Raw genomic sequence first — 19,229 nt, 5'->3', positions numbered from 1 at the left:
ATGTCACATGTGCCGCTTCAAACAAGAAAACCAATCGCAACAGTGGCCACACCCATGCTCGACTTTACTGGTTTGGGTATTTTGCAAGAAGCTCGTTTCTTTTAAATACGCATTTCAGCTCTCTTAACGTTTATTGATAATCCAATATCAGATAGGATGTTGTGTTTTAGGAAGCTGATTTGTATTTTTATTGTCAAATACTATTAATTAATAATTAAATTTAATTTGGGAAATGTAGTTTGAAATTTTGTCCGTTAGTAGTTGATCTTGATGGCACACTGATTCACACAGATATGCTTCATGAGTCTGCGTTGTGTGTTTTGCGAGATAATCCTTTGCAAGTGTTGCGTATCCCATATTGGTTATCTCAAGGCAAGGCATCATTGAAGCGCCACCTTGCAAACCTTGTGGACTTCGATGCAAGTTTGTTACCGTACAACCTTGATTTGCTAGAATGGTTAAGAGATCAAAAAGCCTCAGGCCGTAAGCTCATTCTATGCACGGCCTCTGACCGGTCGATTGCAGAAGCTATTGCAGTTCATCTCGGTATTTTCGATGACGTGATCGCGAGTGACGGCATCATCAATATGGCCGGAAGGGACAAAGTCTTGCGCTTAGAGCAAAGGTTTGGGCGTCGCGGTTTTGATTACGCAGGCAATTCGCAAGCTGATATTGTGGTGTGGCAAAGTGCACGTAAGGCCATTGTGGTTAATGCCCCCGCTACCCTGTTGAAAAAAGTAAAATCTGAGCTTGACGTAGAGTGCGTATTTCCGGAAAAGACTTTTGGGTTGACAGCTTGGCGCAAGGTGCTGCGAGTGCATCAATGGTTAAAGAATTTATTATTATTTGTTCCGCTATTTGCTGCGCATCAGTTTAGTAACTTGCAAAGCTGGGGGGGATTGATACTGGCTTTTTTTGCTTTTAGTTTATGCGCTTCATGTGTATATATTACCAACGATTTGTTGGATCTCGAGAGTGATCGGCAGCATCCGCATAAGTGCAAGCGTCCTTTCGCGTCCGGATTGGTACCCGCATGGAAGGGCACCATACTAGCGCCAATATTATTGTGTATCAGTTTGATTTTTGCAAAAAATGTGTCCGCTGCTTTTTGTTCTTGGCTCTTATTTTACTTTGTACTAACTTGTGCTTATTCATGGGGGCTAAAAAGACTAATGTTAATAGACTGCCTCACGTTGGCACTATTGTATACATTGAGGATTGTGGCGGGTGCCGCCGCCGTGGGTATGCTTTTATCGTTCTGGTTGTTGGCATTTTCCGTATTCCTATTTTTATCGCTCGCTTACGTTAAACGTTACGCGGAATTGCAGGTGCAATTGTTGAATGGCAAACAAAAAGTCCATGGTCGCGGATATTACACATCAGATGCATCTTTGGTTCAGATTTTAGGAGTTACTTCTGGTTACGCATCAGTGTTAGTGTTAGCGCTGTATTTAAATAGTGATGTAGTGTTGAAGCTATACAAGAAGCCCGAATTAGTGTGGGGAGCAGTGCCCGTATTATTATTTTGGGTGAGCTGGATGTGGATGAGTGCCCATCGTGGCGAAATGCATGATGACCCACTAGTCTTTGCAGTCAAGGACAAGGCTAGCTTGTTCGCTGGGCTGCTATTTGCGGCAGTCCTCGCCGGGAGTACTATTGGATGGACATGGTAGCAGTTTCTTCATGGGGACGACTCGGTCTCTGGGAGCATGAAGTCGTTGCTCTTGCAGATCGCGCTCAAGTCAAAGAACAAATTCGCGGTTCAAGGCCAAGCATTGCCTTTGGTATGGGCCGCAGCTATGGAGACGTTTGTCTGAATCCAGATGGTCTGTTATGGAATACTTCAGGTCTCAACCGCTTTATCCGTTTTGACCAAACGACAGGACGCTTACATTGCGAAGCAGGGGTTTTACTGCGCGATATTCAAAGAATGATGATTCCCAGAGGTTGGAGGTTGCCGGTCACACCAGGAACGCAAATTGTCACTGTAGGTGGGGCAATTGCAAACGATGTGCACGGGAAAAATCATCACGTCGCCGGCTCGTTTGGCGACCATCTCCGCTGGATAAAGCTGGTACGAACCGATGGCAGCATCATTGAATGCGGACCGCACCTGTTATCTGCCTGGTTTGCGGCAACCGTCGGCGGTCTGGGTCTGACGGGTGTCATCGTTGAAGTTGAGCTGCAATTGGCACCGTCACTTGGCCCATGGCTGGAAACGGAAACTATTGCCTACAACGATCTGACTCAGTTTTTTCAATTATCAGACGACTCCGACGCACGCTGGGAGCACACCGTTTCATGGATCGATTGTCTGGCAGGTTCTGGTGGTCGAGGTTTATTCATGCGCGCCAATTCAGTCGACGCGGCTCAAAGACCTCTGCCATCCGACCGGCAACAAACCATGCCCTTTGTGCCACCAGTTTCCTTGGTGAATAGACTTACGCTGCGGCCGTTCAATAATGCATATTATTATTTGAAAAAGGCACAGGCAGGCAATAGCATCATGCATTACGAATCTTTTTTTTATCCACTCGATAATTTGTTGGCGTGGAACCGTATGTACGGACCCAGAGGTTTTTTTCAATACCAAAGTGTCATTCCGCGCGCAGTGGGTTTCGATGCCACACAAGCCATGCTGATAGAAATCGGACGCTCTGGCGAGGGTTCCTTCCTGGCGGTTCTGAAGACCTTCGGTAATCGCGAACCCAAAGGTATGTTGAGCTTCCCGCAACACGGCGTGACACTAGCGCTGGATTTCCCGAATCGTGGCGAGCGCACGCTTAAACTCTTTGACCGTCTGGATGCGATTGTCCGAGAAGCAAAAGGCCGTATCTATCCCGCCAAGGATGCCCGTATGCCTCGGGATTTATTCGAAACAGGTTACCCACGCCTTCCCGATTTTTTACATTACCGCGACCCGGGCATCAGTTCTGCGATGTCTCGTCGCTTGATTGGAACGTAGTCATGTCAGAGTTGCAGAAAAAAATTGTCATCGTCGGAGGCACGTCCGCCATCGCAGAATATTGTGCCCGTTTTTGGGTAGCTAACGCTACGGTGGACCTGACATTGGTTGGCAGGGACATAGCAAAGATGGAAAGAGTTGCGGCTGACTTGCAGGTGCGTAGTCCGCAGAGCCGTATCCGCGTCATCTCAATCAATTTTAACGATCCCAAATTGATTAGCCAAACTGTGGAAAGTATCCAATCTGGGGGGCGCATCGATATCGCCTTGATTGCGCATGGTTCGTTACCCGACCAGATAATTTGTCAGCAAGACCTTGTTGCAAACTATGAGGCACTGACGATTAACGGTATTTCTCCCGTTCTGTTCGCTGAAGCCTTTGCCAGCCGCATGCAAGCAGATAATCATGGACAGCTTGGCATCATCGGCTCGGTGGCAGGTGATAGAGGTCGCAAGTCCAATTATGTCTATGGCTCTGCCAAAGGATTGGTCGAAAAATATGCGCAGGGCTTACAACATCGTTTGGCATCAAGCAAGGTCCAGGTGACTTTAATCAAACCGGGCCCTACGGACACACCAATGACTGCGCATTTGAGACAGCAAGGCGGAAAACTAGCTAGAGTAGAAGATGTCTCAAAAGCAGTAACCGCAGGCATCGAGAGCGGAAAAGCCGTTGTATATGCACCAGGAAAATGGGCGCTGATTATGCTCATCGTTCGAAATTTACCAAATGCGATTTTTAACAAGATGGACATATAAAAATTCCTGAAATGTATTCTGGTGTTTTTTTTAAATATTTTAGGTAGTTTGATGTTCACTCAGATCAATCCTCATATTGCTTCCCAGTCGAGAATTTTCGAAAGATTTTGGAAAATTTTATTAAGCCTGTTTATCCTTGTAACGGTTATCGTCACATTCGTTCCATTTATTCCTATCATGCCGGAAGAGGGACTTGATCCGTCCTGGCGTTTTGGTATGAACGAGGCCAGCCGAATTGGATTGGCTTTTGGGCGTGAGGTCGTGTTTACGTTTGGCCCCTACGCAGCAATTTACACAAAGGTATATCACCCTTCGACAGACCAGATGATGCTCTATGGCAGTCTCTATTTGGCATTATCTCTCGGGTTCTGTTTGATTTTTTTACTGAAATATGTCGCGTGGCAGCGAATCTTTATTTTTAATCTCATGCTGGGTTTGCTTATGTACATCAGGGACTCTTTTTTACTTTGTATTCCCATGGTGATTAGTATGGTTTGTTTTAAAGTATTTTTTTCAGAAAAAGAATTACCCACCAAAAATCTTTACCCATCATTTTTGTTAGCTTTATTGTTTTCTCCGCTCGGATTACTGCCTCTGGTTAAGGGGAGCATCCTAATATTGTGTGCTGCAGTTTCCGTATTATGCTGCGCAGCGTTTGTCCTCAGAAAAGCCTATCAACTGGCTGTTGTTGTTGTGCTCGGACCGATTCTGTCGATGCTCTTTTTTTGGCTTATTTCGGGGCAGCACATATTTGATTTGCCTGTTTATCTGATCAACATGATTCCTATCGTTTCCGGCTATACCGAAGCGATGGCATCGAGTGGAAATATAGCGGAAATTATTTTGTTTTTATTCGCGGCAACCGGATTGGTGTGGCTTATTGTGAGTGAAAAGGAACGCAAGCCGGACGAAAAAATTTTCTTAGTTCTGGTGTTTTCTTTATTCCTGTTTATTTCATTTAAGGCAGGTTTTATTCGGCACGATGGTCACTCCGTTATTTCAGGCACCTCTCTCTTGATTAGTTATGCCTTGCTCGCATTGGTACAGCACAGACCCAGATCACTTCCTGTACTAGCTCTGGTGATATTGTCTTGGGCTTATATCGATAGTAGTTATTTCAAAACATCAACCGAAGGAATGAAAAGAACCATCGATGCCGCTACGTCGTCGGCCTGGCAAGGCATCCGTCACCGCATCAAAGATAAAGGTTGGCTGCAATCTGATTATGACGATGCATTGACGTTGTTAAGGGCGAAGGCGAATTTCCCGGTTTTAAAAGGAACCACAGATATTTATTCCTTCAATCAATCGTATTTGATCGCTTCTGGAAACAACTGGTCTACCAGGCCAGTGCTACAAAGTTACTCTGCCTACACTCCAGCGTTGATTGAGATGAATCGTCAACACCTTCTCGGTAGTCAGGCCCCGGATAATATTATCTTTAGTATAGAACCCATCGATAACAGATTCCCATCAATAGAAGACGGTGCCAGTTGGCCAATATTAATGACGAAATATCATCCAACAAAAATACAGGGTGATTTCTTATTTCTAAAAAAAAACGATTTGCCAATTAGCGCCTCACAACTGACTCAAATCAGTAGTGGTCAATTTAAACTCGGACAAAACATTACGGTGCCAGAAACGGATCAAACGATCTTTGCCGAAATCGAGATTGAACCGAGCTTGTTAGGGAGTCTGGCAAATTTACTTTTTAAGGCCAGTCAACTGCAATTGTTTGTGGAATTGAAAAATGGTGAAAAAAAGGAATTCAGGATCGTGTCAGGAATGACCAAGACGGGATTCGTGTTGTCACCATTGGTTGAAAACATAGACGAATATGTGAAGCTTTACGATTTCAATAGTCTTCTGGACGCAAAGCAGGTGAAGTCTTTCAGAATCGAGCCCAAGTTTGCCGCCGTGCTTTGGAAAAACGAATTGACTATCCGCTTCAGTTCGGCGAGGAGGGCGGCTTTTGCCGATACGACAAAGTTGGAGCGTATGGATGTATTTCAGCGTCCGGAAGTTAACACGGCTGAGATATGCCAAGGATCTATCGATGAAGTCAATGGAGTCGCTCCTGCACCAGAAAATTTCTCTGCATCGAAAAAACTGACGGTGAATGGATGGATTGCACTTTCAGTGGAAAAAGGCATTCTTGCAGAAGACGTCTATATTGTGTTGACCGACATGAAAGGAATTCCGTTGTACATCAGAGCGCAAGTCAATCCGCGCCCTGATTTAGGCAATTATTTCAGGAATCCAAAATTGTCGGATGCTGGATATATCATCGATGCGGATATTGCCAAACTCAACGGAAGATATGATTTGGGTCTTGCAATCAAACAAGATGGAAAAATGAAAATGTGTAGGCAATTCAGAATTCCCGTAAAAATAATGAATGGCTAGTAAAGGAGGCGGCTGGAGATATTCGGCGCATCTCGCTTTAGTAATTAAGATTTCCTATTGCTTGGATTTAAGATTTTGAGCAGAGAATATGATGATTTGTCTTGGATGAAGAAAAAATCATTCGTAAAGATAGTGAAAGAATAAGAAGTATGGATAAGAAAAATACGATATTGTCAAAAATTATCCTTGCAGGTGGTGCGGGTCTAGTTGGTCAAAACCTGTTGGCACGCCTTAAAGCCAATGGTTACAGTAACATCGTTGTGCTTGATAAACATCGCGCAAATCTGGAGATCCTGATGCAGGTTCAACCGGACGTAGCCGCTGAATATGCTGATCTTGCCGAACCGGGCGTCTGGCAGCGCCACTTTATCGGCGCTGATGTTGTAGTGATGTTGCAAGCGCAAATTGGCGGCAATGATTACCAGGAATTTGTACGCAATAATGTAGATGCGTCCCAATTGATTCTGGATGCCGTCGAGGCGCATCAGGTGCCGCGATTGATCGCGATCAGTTCTTCAGTGGTGGAATCTATCGCGGACGATTTCTATACCAATACCAAGAAGATTCAGGAACGCATGGTACTGGAAAGTGGAATTGTATGTCCTATCCTGCGCCCGACCCTGATGTTCGGTTGGTTTGATCGCAAGCATCTTGGCTGGTTGTCGCGCTTTATGAATAAGGTGCCTTTGTTCCCCGTGCCGGGACATGGACGCTACATGCGCCAACCCTTGTATGTCGGCGATTTCTGCAATGTGATCATCAGTTGTATAGAGAATCCGGCGCTCAATGGCATCTATAATATTTCAGGTCATGAGGAAGTCGATTACATCGATATTATTCGCCAGATCAAGCGTGCCACCGGCGCATCCGCCTTGATTATCAAAATACCGTATCGCCTGTTTTATGCTTTGCTATGGGCCTGGGGTTTGTTTGATAAAACCCCTCCTTTCACCACGCAACAACTTGCTGCCTTGTGCGCGAGAGATGCGTTTGAAGTGATCGATTGGCCAAGAATTTTCGGTGTGTCTTGCACGCCGTTTGCCAGGGCGATCGATGAAACTTTCAACCACCCTGCCTACGGCAAAGTCATTCTGGAGTTTTAATATGGAGCAACGCATTGCCGTCTTAGGTGCCGGGCCAATGGGGCTGGCAGTCGCCTATCAATTAGCGCGGGATGGACATCATCCCATCGTTTTTGAGGCCGACGACAGAGTGGGCGGAATGGCCGCACCTTTCGATTTTTCCGGTTTATCGATTGAGCGTTATTACCACTTTCACTGTATCTCGGATCACGCCTTTTTGGCCATGCTGGATGAGTTGGGGTTGCGCGATAAAATGCATTGGGTCGCGACCAAGATGGGATATTGGTACAGGGGGGAACTGCAGGCTTGGGGTAACCCGATTGCCTTGCTCAAGTTTCGCGGTTTGAGTTTTGTAGCGAAGTTTCGCTATGGTTTACATGCTTTTTTATCGACCAAGCGCAATGATTGGAAGTCTTTAGACCACGTAGAAGCTATCGGTTGGATCAAACGCTGGGTCGGCGCGGAAGCTTATGAGGTATTGTGGCGTCGTCTGTTCGATTATAAATTTTATGATTACACCAGTAATCTCTCTGCGGCATGGATTTGGAGTCGCATTCGTCGTATTGGACGCTCACGCTACAGTCTTTTCAAAGAAAGGCTTGGCTATCTCGAAGGCGGTTCGGATACATTGTTGCAGGCCATGCGGTCAGATATTATGGCGCGTGGTGGCGAAATACGATTGCAATCTCCAGTAAGTAAAGTCGTGATGCAAGATGGAGTAATTCGTGGCGTTGAAGTGGCTGGCAATATATTAGCTTTCGATAAAGTCATTAGTACGATTCCTTTACCTTACGTATCCCGTATTATGCCGGATTTGCCGCATGAGATATTGGCACAATTCAAAGCGAAGAATAATATTGCCGTAGTCTGCGTAATTGTTAAGCTACGTAAAGCCTTGACAGAAAATTTCTGGCTGAATATCAACGATCCTGATATGGATATCCCCGGATTGGTGGAGTACTCTAATCTGCGCCCACTGGAGCATCATATCGTGTACGTACCTTTCTATATGCCAGGTGAGCATCCGAAATTCAGTGAGCCTGACCAAATGTTTCTGGATAAAGTGCGGCGCTACCTGAAGAAGATTAATCTTGCTTTGAGTGATGATGATTTTATCGATATTCGTGCTAGCCGTTATCGTTATGCTCAACCGATTTGCGATCCAGGTTACCTTGATAAATTGCCGCCCGTCGCTTTGCCGGTCAAGGGCTTGTGGGTAGCAGATACATCCTACTACTACCCTGAAGATCGAGGTATTTCCGAGAGTATTGACTTTGGTCGGAAATTAGCTAGAAATGTCATCGCGTGAAGTTCCACCTGCGGCAATTCACGTCTCGTCAGTTTCTGATTTTTTTGCTAACTGGCGGTACTTCTGCCGCTATCAATTTCGGTTCTCGTATTTTTTTCAACCTATGGATGGGATTCTCTGCTGCGGTGATTCTCGCTTACATTACGGGTATGTTAACTGCTTTTGTGTTGGCTAAATTGTTTGTGTTTAGGGAAAGTCAGCGGTCAATCTATAGTTCCGCTTTATTTTTTTTATTGGTTAATCTCGTCGCTATAATGCAAACTTGGTTCATAAGTATATTTTTGGCATATCACTTTTTGCCTTGGGTCGGAGTAGCAAGCTATACCAAAGAGATTGCTCATGCCGTAGGAGTAATTATTCCTGTATTTACCAGTTATATCGGACATAAGCGTTGGTCGTTTAGGTAGAGACAAGTGAGAATGCTTGATAGGCAATTTGAAACGGGAGAATTTCCTAAGTTGCCTTGAGTAACATTGTTGTAGATGTAGAAATTAAATTCGAATGATCATGCAGCGATACTTGCTCGTAAGCAGACAACGCGCTACATTGCGGGGTTAGATGCTTTCCCTTCACACATTACAAATTCCGGACTAAGGAGTCACTTTTGTTTGCCATTATTCAAGCGGCTGGCTGGCCTATTTACCTTTTGTTAGTCGCGTCGATTATCGCGCTGGCATTAATTATCGAACGTACTTTGTCCCTGCGCCGTCAGCGTATTTTGCCGCGCACCTTGCTGGATGAGGTGATCCGCGTGTATCACGCTGGCAAAATCAAGCAGGAGGTGATTGATCAGTTGGCTAATAATTCTCCTTTGGGCAAGGTCCTGGCCGCCGGTTTGCGTAACGTCAATGCGCCCCGTGAAGTCATGAAAGAGTCCATTGAAGAAGCTGGTCGTGGCGTAGCGCATGAATTGGAGCGTTTTTTGACGACGCTGGGCACCATTGCATCGCTGGCGCCGTTGATGGGCTTGTTCGGTACAGTCGTCGGGATGATCGAGATTTTTGGCTCACAAAATGCCTCCGGCGCCAATCCAGCCCAATTAGCGCATGGTATTTCGGTAGCTTTGTACAACACCGGTTTTGGCCTGATGATTGCGATGCCCGCCTTGATTTTTTATCGGCATTTCCGCGCACTGGTGGATAGCTTGGTGGTCGATATGGAGCAGCAGGCGGTGAAATTTGTCGATACCGTACACAGCGCGAGAAAATAATGAATTTCCGCAAAGGTCAGGGGCGAGAAGACCCCGAAATCAATTTGATCCCTTTCATCGACGTGTTGCTGGTGATTTTGATTTTTTTGATGGTCACGACGACATATAGCCGTTTTACAGAATTGCAAATCACCTTGCCGACGGCAGATGCAGAAAAAGCGCAAGACAAGCCGAATCAGATCGATATCGGGATTGATGCCCAAGGTCGCTACAAAATCAATAATCAGCCAGTCTCGTTTTTGGATACGGCGACATTGGCAGAAGATTTAAAACAAGTAGTCACGGCGATGGATGTAGGTAAAACCGGTACCAAAGTTGATCCAGTAATCATCATCAATGCTGACCGGGCTACTACCCATCAATCAGTGGTGGACGTATTAGAGGCTGCCAGGATCGCTGGTTTAGCGAAAGTTACTTTTGCCGCGCAGGCGTCTGCTAAGTCCAAATAATCAAACAGTAGTTAATCCGCGTCATCAAGCTCCAGTACTATTTTAGCCGTATATTGATGTCAAAAAAGGGGAGTATCTTAATGAGATGCTCAGTTGTCCAAAGAATATCTGGACAATCTCCTTTATGAACTTGGTACTGGTTGGGAGTATGTTGTAGATGTATTTGCGCGCTCTTGCTGCAAGCTGATTGCTTATTTCTCTGGAGTACTTTCCTTGCGTTCAATGCTCGAAGCCGTTTTGATGCGCGCCTGGCTGCGGCGTGGTTTGCTCGCCTGTTTGCTATGGCCGATGGCTAAATTGTTCCAGATGCTGGTGAGTTTTCGTTTTGGTCTGATCATGATGGGCTACAAACCGCAAACATGTCTGGCAGTGCCTGTGGTCGTGGTCGGTAATATTTTTGTCGGTGGTACCGGTAAAACGCCGCTGGTCATTTTTTTAGTGCAACAATTAAAAGCGGCTGGTTGGACGCCGGGTGTGATTTCCAGAGGTTATGCCGCACAAGCGGACAGCATTACCGAGGTGAAAACAGATTCCTTAGCGCAAATTATTGGTGATGAGCCTTTGCTGATCCACCTGCGCACGCAATCCCCAGTGGTAGTCGGACGGCAGCGTGTGTTGGCTGCGCAGACGCTGCTGGAATTGCATCCGGCCACGGATGTAATCATTTCTGATGACGGCTTACAGCATTACGCCCTCGCCAGAGATGTTGAAATTGTGTTGTTTGATCAACGTGGTGCTGGTAATGGCTGGATGTTGCCTGCTGGGCCTTTGCGAGAGCCGGTGCAAAGACGTCGTGATGTTACGGTGTTAAATGCACCGCCAGAATTGACACCTCCCGGCATCGGCGAATCCTTTGTCCGTATGCGCTTAGTGCCAGGACAAATTTATCAGCTTGGAAATATCGAGCATCAACAAAGCTTGCTTGCCCTTAGCGCCAGCAAGCTGAAAATCACCGCTGCTGCCGGTATTGGCAATCCACAGCGTTTTTTTAACATGCTGCAAATCGTTGGCGTGGAATGCGCGACGCTGGCTTTGCCTGATCACCATTCGTTCACTGGGACAAGTTTTGCGCAGATAGATGCCGACATCATCCTGATGACAGAAAAGGATGCAGTAAAATGTCGGCAAATCCCTGCATTGCAACAAGATGCCCGACTCTGGGTAGTGCCAGTCGATGCGCAACTCGATGCTGCTTTTGTAACCAATATAATTGAACTGATTTCGGAGAAACAACATGGACGCACGCTTGCTTGATGTCTTGGTTTGCCCTTTGTGCAAAGGCCCGCTGGTGTACGACAAGCCAGCAAAAGAATTGATCTGCAATGCAGACAAACTGGCTTTCCCTATCCGTGACGATATTCCTATCATGTGGGTAGATCAGGCGCGTCAGTTGCCTGCTTTTCCACCTGCCTGAACGGGCTTGTAAAATGAGTTTTAGTGTCATTATTCCAGCACGTTTAGCTTCCAGCCGCTTACCTAATAAACCTCTGGCAGATCTGGGCGGTAAGCCCATGGTGGTACGTACCGCTGAGCGTGCCATGCTGTCCGGCGCGTCGCAAATTATGGTGGCGACCGATCATGCTGACATTCTGGCTGCTTGCCGTGAGCATGGCATACCAGCTTGTATGACCCGCAGCGATCATCCCTCTGGCACTGACAGGATCGCTGAAGTATCAGCATTGTTGGGCTTGGCGGCGGATGCAGTCGTAGTCAACGTGCAAGGCGATGAGCCTTTGATCGACCCGGCTTTGATTGCGGCGACTGCCGCGCTTGTTACTACGCAAGTCCCCATGGCAACCGCCGCGCATCCTTTGCATGACGTGGAGGACGTGTTTAATCCCAATGTCGTGAAAGTTGTGCTGGATAAGTTTGGTCGAGCGCTGATGTTTTCGCGTGCAACGATCCCTTGGCATCGTGATGCTTTTGCTCTGAATCGCGATGTATTGCCGACCGGTTACGCGCCTTTGCGACACATTGGCTTGTATGCATACCGCAATGATTTTCTTTTGGCTTATCCCAATCTGGAAGTTTCTCCGCTTGAACAAATTGAGGCCTTAGAACAACTGCGGGTCTTATGGAACGGTCATGCGATTGCGGTTCATGTTACAGACACCAGTCCTGCTCCCGGTGTGGACACGCCAGAGGATTTGATTTGGGTAAGACAATTCTATTGAGATGCCGAAAAATCGATCAGTTTCGCGTTCAATAACAGAATTGATCGCGTTTTCAGAATCGATAGAATTGGTCGGCGAAATGTGCGAATTGCATGAAAATACTTCGTTGCGCAGCTGATTTCATGGCAAAGCATCAATAATATAAAAAATTGTGGTAAGTTTCGTGAAAAGATACTGTGATATTAGTAGTGCTGCATTTGAATAAAAATAGGATTTAATCAAAACCGATCCAGCAACATTGCTGCAAGGGATTTGGTTCAGTCTTAAAAAATAACAGGCACGGCAAATATCTCTTCAGTACAAAAAAATACGGCATCACGACCTCGGGTTGGGATGTAACAGGATACAAAAAATTCAAACTCGTCTTTAGGAAATAACATGCGTCTTATTTTGTTAGGAGCGCCTGGTGCCGGTAAAGGTACGCAGGCCAATTACATCAAGGAAAAATTCAATATTCCCCAAATTTCGACTGGCGACATGCTACGTGCCGCGGTCAAGGCTGGCACACCTTTGGGCTTGGCTGCCAAAGCAGTGATGGATGCGGGTGGCTTGGTATCGGACGACATCATCATCGGTCTGGTAAAAGATCGCCTGAAAGAATCTGATTGCGCTAATGGCTATTTATTTGATGGTTTTCCACGCACCACGCCGCAAGCTGATGCAATGAAAGACGCTGGCGTTATCATTGATTATGTTTTAGAGATCGCAGTACCGGACGATGCCATTATTGATCGTATGAGTGGTCGCCGTGTGCACCCGGGTTCTGGCCGTGTTTATCATGTCAAATACAATGCGCCAAAAGTAGAAGGCCGTGACGATGTCACTGGTGAAGAACTGATCCAGCGTGATGACGACAAAGAAGAAACTGTCAAAAAACGTTTGAGTGTGTATCACGAACAAACTGAAGTACTTGTCAGCTATTACGGCGACTGGGCAAAATCAGGTCAGCCAGGTGCGCCAAAGTATCGCAAAATAGTTGGTATTGGACCAGTAGAAACCATCAGAGACAGTGCCTTTGCCGCACTCTCAGAATAAATAAAAGCGGACAAGATTGTCCGCTTTTTTCTTGTCAACCGCCCCCAGACAAATTTTCCTCCAAAAACGGGCCACGGATAAGTTGTAACGACTAAGTTGTATGGATTCAGTTCTAAGGATTCAGCTCTAAAGGTTCAGCTCTAATGATTGAGTTTTGCAGCACCTTGTAGCCATCACTTTTTGATGCCGACACCGATCACATTACGCAGCATCACGCGCCACGTATGACGTATCAAGCATCATTAAGAAGTGAGATTTGTCGTTGTTTTACTTTTTCACCGTTTTATCTCATCACGATTTTTTGTGATCTGTTTTGCTCCATGTTTTTGCTCTGTCTTAGTTTCAGTTCCACTCTCTATTTTTGATACTTACCGAACTTACGATAATTACATAGGGCAATTTTGCACTTGGTAGTTGACGCTGCCCATGCAAAAGAAGCCCATAACAATTGGAGGAGTCAATATGTCTACAAATTTATGGTACGTCATTGCATGCGGTATCGTCGCCGTGGCCTATGGTCTGGTCTCGCGTAGCTGGATTTTGAAACAAGATGCGGGCAACCCTCGCATGCAAGAAATTGCTGCTGCAATACAGCAGGGTGCAGCAGCGTATCTGGCCCGGCAATACCGAACCATTGCGATGGTTGGTGCGGTATTGTTTATCGCCATTGCGGTTGCGCCCGGCTTGGGTCTGATGACGGCATCAGGGTTTTTAGTGGGTGCTGTGTTATCTGGCGCATGTGGTTTTATCGGGATGAATGTTTCGGTACGTGCCAACGTCCGCACGGCGCAAGCTGCAACCAAGGGCATTAATGAGGCTTTGGATGTCGCGTTTAGAGGCGGTGCAATTACCGGCATGCTGGTGGTCGGTCTGGGCTTGCTGGGCGTCACTTTGTTTTACTGGTTGCTGGTGGTTTCCGCAGCAGGCCACCCTGAGCTTGTGTTGTCTCAGCATGATGTACTTAAACCGCTCATCGGTTTAGCGTTTGGCGCTTCACTGATCTCCATTTTTGCCCGTCTTGGCGGCGGTATTTTTACCAAAGGTGCCGACGTCGGTGCTGATCTGGTCGGTAAGGTAGAGGCGGGCATACCGGAAGATGATCCCCGTAATCCCGCCGTGATTGCCGACAACGTGGGTGACAACGTGGGCGACTGCGCAGGCATGGCAGCCGATTTGTTTGAAACCTATGTCGTGACCTTAATCGCCACCATGTTATTGGGTGCCTTGATTGTTCCCAATGCGACTAGCGAGGCCATCATTTATCCGCTGATGTTGGGTGCTGTCTCAATTCTGGCGTCGATCGTTGGCTGCTCTATGGTCAAAGCCAAGCCTGGCAAAAAAATCATGTCTGCTTTATACACGGGCTTGTGGTGGGCGGCGGGTTTATCGCTGATCGGATTTGCTGTTGTAACGTGGCAGATCATGCCGGCAGATATGCGTGTGCCTATGATGGGCTCTACCGTGATCGGGATTGTGCTGACGGGTTTAATGGTCTACATCACCGAGTACTACACCGGTACTGATTTTGCCCCGGTCAAACATATCGCCCAGGCATCGACTACCGGGCATGGCACCAATATCATTGCTGGTCTTGGCGTCTCGATGAAATCCACTGCCTACCCGGTACTGGCAGTCTGCGCCGCGATTTTGGCCTCCTATTGGCTGGCGGGTTTGTATGGGATTGCGATTGCCGCGACTTCTATGCTGTCGATGGCAGGCATTATCGTGGCGCTGGATGCTTATGGCCCAATCACCGATAACGCAGGCGGCATTGCCGAAATGTCAGAGATGCCAGCATCAGTGCGCGCAATTACCGATCCATTAGATGCAGTTGGCAATACCACTAAAGCAGTTACTAAAGGCTATGCAATCGGTTCTGCTGGTCTGGCAGCGCTGGTCTTGTTTGCTGATTACACTCATGCGTTGGATTCGGTCGGTAAAAGTACCTCGTTTGATTTATCGAACCCACAAGTGATCGTCGGCCTGTTTATCGGTGGCCTGATCCCTTACTTGTTTGGTGCCATGGCGATGGAGGCAGTAGGGCGTGCAGCGGGTGCTGTGGTGGTAGAGGTGCGCCGCCAGTTTAAAGAGATCAAAGGCATCATGGATGGCACTGGCAAGCCAGAATATGACAAGGCTGTCGATATGCTGACGACCTCGGCCATCAAAGAGATGATCGTGCCGTCGCTGTTGCCAGTCATCGTGCCCGTGCTGGTGGGCTTGCTACTCGGGCCAGCGGCCTTGGGTGGTTTGCTGATGGGCACGATCGTGACAGGACTGTTTGTCGCGATCTCTATGACCACTGGTGGTGGCGCCTGGGACAACGCTAAAAAATATATTGAAGACGGACATCATGGCGGCAAAGGTTCAGAGGCGCATAAAGCAGCGGTCACGGGCGATACGGTCGGTGATCCTTACAAAGATACAGCGGGTCCCGCGATCAATCCTCTGATCAAAATTATTAATATCGTGGCGCTGCTGCTGGTACCTTTGTTGCCAAGTTCGGCACCTTTTGTACCGCATGCTGCTACTACGCAAAATCTACCTCACGCAGCAAATGTAGCTGTCAGCCAGTCTGTGGTGATGCCAGCCAAGATAGTGACTGAGCTTGTCGCAGCAGACGCTGGCACCAAAAGCAAACTCTAAAACGTGAAGAAACGCAGATAAATTCGATATACATTGATCGCAATGATCACTTTATCGCGTTTATTTTAACGATCTGATTAAGTTGCAATAAATATACTCATGGTAAGTATATTTAGATGTCCGTATAATCACTGGTCTATAAGGCAATTTTCGTTAAAAAGTTGGGGAGTATATTGAATTTCCTCATTTTGAACCAATTGTAAAATGGCATACTTCTGGCTACCGGCCTGTATTTTAATCAGACTTTTGTCTGAGCTAGCTCTGTTTTGCTGGAATAAAATTGAGTACAATGTTGCCATAATGACGTTTACGTAAACGTCAATGTGCGCGTCAATGTACGCGTCAATGTAAGCGTCAATCTGAGCCTAAATTCCAACCTCAATCAACGTCAGTAAAACGACCCACATCAAAAAAGAGAGACAACAAATGCAAATTCAAAATAGCGTATTCATCATCACCGGCGGTGCTTCAGGTCTGGGCGCAGCGACTGCCCGTATGATCGTTGCCAATGGCGGCAAAGTGGTGCTGGCCGATGTGCAGGTCGAAGCGGGCGAAAAACTAGCCGCCGAGTTACAAGGTCAGTTCGTTAAATGCGACGTTACGTCCGAAGTCGATGGCCTGGCAGTCGTTGCCGCCGCAACCGCGATGGGCACTTTGCGCGGCCTGGTCAACTGTGCAGGTGTGGCGCCCGCGATCAAAACGGTCGGCAAAGATGGCCCGCATCCGCTGGAGATTTTTCAGCGCGTCGTCAACATCAATCTGATTGGTACCTTCAACATGTGCCGTTTGGCCGCCGATGCAATGGGCAAGACAGACGCAGCAGAGCACGGTGAGCGCGGTGTGATTATTAACACGGCATCGGTTGCCGCATACGACGGGCAAATCGGTCAGGCTGCTTATGCCTCTTCCAAAGCGGCTGTGGTCGGTCTGACCTTGCCAATGGCGCGTGACTTGTCCCGCAGTGGCATCCGCGTGATGACGATTGCTCCGGGTATTTTTGAAACACCGATGTTATTAGGCATGCCGCAAGAAGTGCAAGACGCTCTGGGCAAAATGGTACCGTTCCCACCACGCCTCGGTAAGCCTGACGAATATGCGCATCTGGCAAAAACCATCATTGAAAACGTGATGATGAATGGCGAAACCATACGTTTAGACGGTGCGATCCGCATGCAACCGAAATAATCCTAAAAACGGCAGTTGACCGCTTGTCAGTGCTAATAAGTATTAGATTCAATTGAATCATGTCAGTGCTCTCGCGGTCAGCGTTTTGTTGAGAGCGCTACGAATCTGATTGCACACTTTTTCGGCTCCCCAGCTGCGTTGCTCCTCGTTGCAACGTGAAGGTTGCGCCTCGTCTCGCCTTGCTGGGAAGCCGAAAAAGTCCACACTCAGACTGGTTCAACTACCGTTTCTAGGATCATCCGTTGTAAATTGCGGAATAAATTATGAAGCGCCGTCGCAAATATCGTCCTGCAGCATGACATTTTGAGACGCCGCCAATACACTAGGGCAAGCTTTTTAGCTTGCCCTTTTTATTTAGGCGTGATGTTGACGTACGCCTGCAATTTTCTCTGCAAGGCTCACTCGCGCATCCCATACAAATAGCGCGAGCATAACGATGCTGAAACAGTTTTCGTCACACCTATTACTTTAGAAATGCCTATGAATAGCAATGCAACTACAGGTTTGATTTTGACTGGTGGCGGCGCGCGGGCTGCGTATCAGGTAGGTGTGCTGAAGGCCATTGCCGATATTTTGCTAGAAGATGGCTGGGCCCCGGAGCGCAATCCTTTTGGCATCATTTGCGGCACCTCTGCGGGTGCCATTAATGCCACGGCGCTGGCTTGCCGGTCTGACGATTTCAATCATTCTGTCGCCAGTATTGTGCACGTCTGGGAAAACTTCGAGGCGGCGCAAGTATATCGCGCTGATTCTTTGGGAGTGATACGCTCCGGCGCGCGCTGGTTGTCATTAATGTCCTTCGGCTGGCTGCTCAATAAATGGCGTAAATCACCGCCAAACTCGCTGCTGGATAATTCCCCGTTGGCAGATTTATTAAACCGCATGCTGGATTTGCCACGGCTAGATCAGGCGCTAGCCAGCGGTGCGCTACATGCACTGGCGGTGACGGCATCCTCCTACACCGCGGGTCAGCATCTGACGTTTTATCAAACCCTGGCAGAGATCGAGCCATGGGTCAGAAGCCAGCGTCTGGCGCAAAGAGATTTCATCGGCGTGCCCCATTTATTGGCGTCCTCTGCGATTCCCTTCATGTTTCCCGCGGTGGCGCTGAACTGGGGCGGTTCTCTGGAGTTTTGCGGTGATGGTTCCATGCGCCAATTGGCACCAATTTCTCCTGCCATCCATCTGGGCGCACAAAAAGTGTTGATCGTCGGTGCTGGCAGATTGTCTGAGCCAAGAAGAGAGAACACCGAGATCGCCCGTTATCCTAGTCTGGCGCAAATTGCCGGTCATGCAATGTCCAGCATATTTTTGGACAGTCTGGCAGTGGATATCGAACGCTTAATGCGTATTAACAAAACTCTGTCCATGTTGCCGCCCGAGGTATTAAAAAACACGCCGCTAAAACCGATCGATCTGTTAGTCATTGCACCGTCGCAAAGACTGGACGACATCGCCAGTCGCCATACCGGTAGCTTGCCATTACCCGTCAGAACCATGTTGGGCGGCATCGGTGCAACCGAGGTACGCGGCTCGGCGCTAGCGTCTTACCTCTTGTTTGAATCTAGCTACACTAGAGAATTAATTGAGTTGGGCAAGCAAGACACCTGGGCGCGGCGCGCAGATGTATCTCAATTTTTTGCTGAGTAGATGCTACAAACTAGACACGGGACGATATTCACGCTCGAAAATCTACTATTCCTTTTTAAAAATAGAGTGAATTTTGATGAGTTATTAATATACTCCCCTTTAATTTAATAAAATATGGTTGATTGTCCAGACTTTATATGGGCAATTAATATATACACTAGGGGAGTAATTTAATTGATAAGAATGATCCGCTAGTAAAAAATCTTGGCACTCGATCTTAGAGACACCTGTTCCACTCGTTTTTAGCATCGCTCTGCAAATGCTCCAAAAACAAGGATGACTGTAGCAAAATCGAGAATTATTTCGTTGTCTTTAGTTCATTAAAGGTTGATTCGCCCGACACAAAACGTTAATCTA

The 19,229-nt window shown here is 47.3% G+C and carries 16 protein-coding genes; all 16 read left to right on the top strand.

The genetic code is table 11. From position 1 onward, the window contains the following. Nucleotides 1-239 precede the first annotated feature (239 nt). The 16 genes from AAKU61_RS05860 to AAKU61_RS05785 all read left to right on the top strand — a co-directional run bounded on the left by AAKU61_RS05860 (nucleotide 240) and on the right by AAKU61_RS05785 (nucleotide 18,872). A complete protein-coding gene (locus AAKU61_RS05860) occupies nucleotides 240-1,673 on the top strand; it encodes a UbiA family prenyltransferase (protein WP_354330437.1) in 1,434 nt (477 codons plus the stop codon). Beyond that, nucleotides 1,661-2,965, top strand: a complete 1,305-nt coding sequence (locus AAKU61_RS05855) for an FAD-binding oxidoreductase (RefSeq protein ID WP_354330435.1) — start codon at nucleotides 1,661-1,663, stop codon at nucleotides 2,963-2,965. The genes AAKU61_RS05860 and AAKU61_RS05855 overlap by 13 nt, the downstream gene beginning before the upstream one ends. 2 nt (nucleotides 2,966-2,967) lie before the next feature. After that, a complete protein-coding gene (locus AAKU61_RS05850; RefSeq protein ID WP_354330433.1) occupies nucleotides 2,968-3,723 on the top strand; it encodes an SDR family NAD(P)-dependent oxidoreductase in 756 nt (251 codons plus the stop codon). A gap of 51 nt (nucleotides 3,724-3,774) precedes the next feature. Continuing rightward, complete coding sequence (locus tag AAKU61_RS05845; RefSeq protein ID WP_354330431.1) at nucleotides 3,775-6,132, top strand: hypothetical protein; 2,358 nt, start codon at nucleotides 3,775-3,777, stop codon at nucleotides 6,130-6,132. Nucleotides 6,133-6,281: 149 nt separating this feature from the next. Further along, nucleotides 6,282-7,235 carry an NAD-dependent epimerase/dehydratase family protein gene (locus AAKU61_RS05840; protein WP_354330429.1) on the top strand — a complete coding sequence of 318 codons (954 nt, stop codon included), beginning with the start codon at nucleotides 6,282-6,284 and terminating at the stop codon, nucleotides 7,233-7,235. A 1-nt stretch (nucleotide 7,236) separates the two neighbouring features. Continuing rightward, nucleotides 7,237-8,523, top strand: a complete 1,287-nt coding sequence (locus tag AAKU61_RS05835) for an NAD(P)/FAD-dependent oxidoreductase (protein ID WP_354330427.1) — start codon at nucleotides 7,237-7,239, stop codon at nucleotides 8,521-8,523. Next, nucleotides 8,520-8,930, top strand: coding sequence for a GtrA family protein (locus AAKU61_RS05830; protein WP_354330425.1), 411 nt, complete (start codon nucleotides 8,520-8,522; stop codon nucleotides 8,928-8,930). Before AAKU61_RS05835 ends, AAKU61_RS05830 begins: the two co-directional genes overlap by 4 nt. Before the next feature lie 197 nt (nucleotides 8,931-9,127). Then, complete coding sequence (locus AAKU61_RS05825) at nucleotides 9,128-9,733, top strand: MotA/TolQ/ExbB proton channel family protein (RefSeq protein WP_354330423.1); 606 nt, start codon at nucleotides 9,128-9,130, stop codon at nucleotides 9,731-9,733. Continuing rightward, entirely contained in the window at nucleotides 9,733-10,182 is a 450-nt protein-coding gene (locus AAKU61_RS05820; protein ID WP_354330421.1) for an ExbD/TolR family protein, read from the top strand. The genes AAKU61_RS05825 and AAKU61_RS05820 overlap by 1 nt, the downstream gene beginning before the upstream one ends. Nucleotides 10,183-10,275: 93 nt before the next feature. Further along, the gene (gene lpxK / locus AAKU61_RS05815; protein ID WP_354330419.1) at nucleotides 10,276-11,436 is read left to right on the top strand and encodes a tetraacyldisaccharide 4'-kinase; all 1,161 of its coding nucleotides are present in this window, start codon (nucleotides 10,276-10,278) and stop codon (nucleotides 11,434-11,436) included. Continuing rightward, on the top strand, nucleotides 11,417-11,596 hold the full coding sequence (locus tag AAKU61_RS05810; RefSeq protein ID WP_354330417.1) for a Trm112 family protein: 180 nt from the start codon (nucleotides 11,417-11,419) through the stop codon (nucleotides 11,594-11,596). The genes lpxK and AAKU61_RS05810 overlap by 20 nt, the downstream gene beginning before the upstream one ends. A 13-nt stretch (nucleotides 11,597-11,609) precedes the next feature. Beyond that, nucleotides 11,610-12,356, top strand: a complete 747-nt coding sequence (gene kdsB / locus AAKU61_RS05805) for a 3-deoxy-manno-octulosonate cytidylyltransferase (RefSeq protein ID WP_354330416.1) — start codon at nucleotides 11,610-11,612, stop codon at nucleotides 12,354-12,356. A gap of 378 nt (nucleotides 12,357-12,734) precedes the next feature. Continuing rightward, complete coding sequence (gene adk / locus AAKU61_RS05800) at nucleotides 12,735-13,391, top strand: adenylate kinase (protein ID WP_354330414.1); 657 nt, start codon at nucleotides 12,735-12,737, stop codon at nucleotides 13,389-13,391. Between the two features lie 462 nt (nucleotides 13,392-13,853). Next, the gene (locus AAKU61_RS05795; protein ID WP_354330412.1) at nucleotides 13,854-16,037 is read left to right on the top strand and encodes a sodium-translocating pyrophosphatase; all 2,184 of its coding nucleotides are present in this window, start codon (nucleotides 13,854-13,856) and stop codon (nucleotides 16,035-16,037) included. 426 nt (nucleotides 16,038-16,463) lie between these two features. After that, on the top strand, nucleotides 16,464-17,222 hold the full coding sequence (locus tag AAKU61_RS05790; RefSeq protein WP_354330410.1) for a 3-hydroxyacyl-CoA dehydrogenase: 759 nt from the start codon (nucleotides 16,464-16,466) through the stop codon (nucleotides 17,220-17,222). A 480-nt stretch (nucleotides 17,223-17,702) separates the two neighbouring features. Then, nucleotides 17,703-18,872, top strand: coding sequence for a patatin-like phospholipase family protein (locus AAKU61_RS05785; RefSeq protein ID WP_322121610.1), 1,170 nt, complete (start codon nucleotides 17,703-17,705; stop codon nucleotides 18,870-18,872). Nucleotides 18,873-19,229 lie beyond the last annotated feature (357 nt).

Source organism: Undibacterium sp. GrIS 1.2 (assembly GCF_040544435.1).
GTDB lineage: Bacteria > Pseudomonadota > Gammaproteobacteria > Burkholderiales > Burkholderiaceae_D > Undibacterium.
The sequence above is the reverse complement of the archived record's forward strand: the minus strand, read 5'-3'. Positions and strand labels throughout refer to the sequence as shown.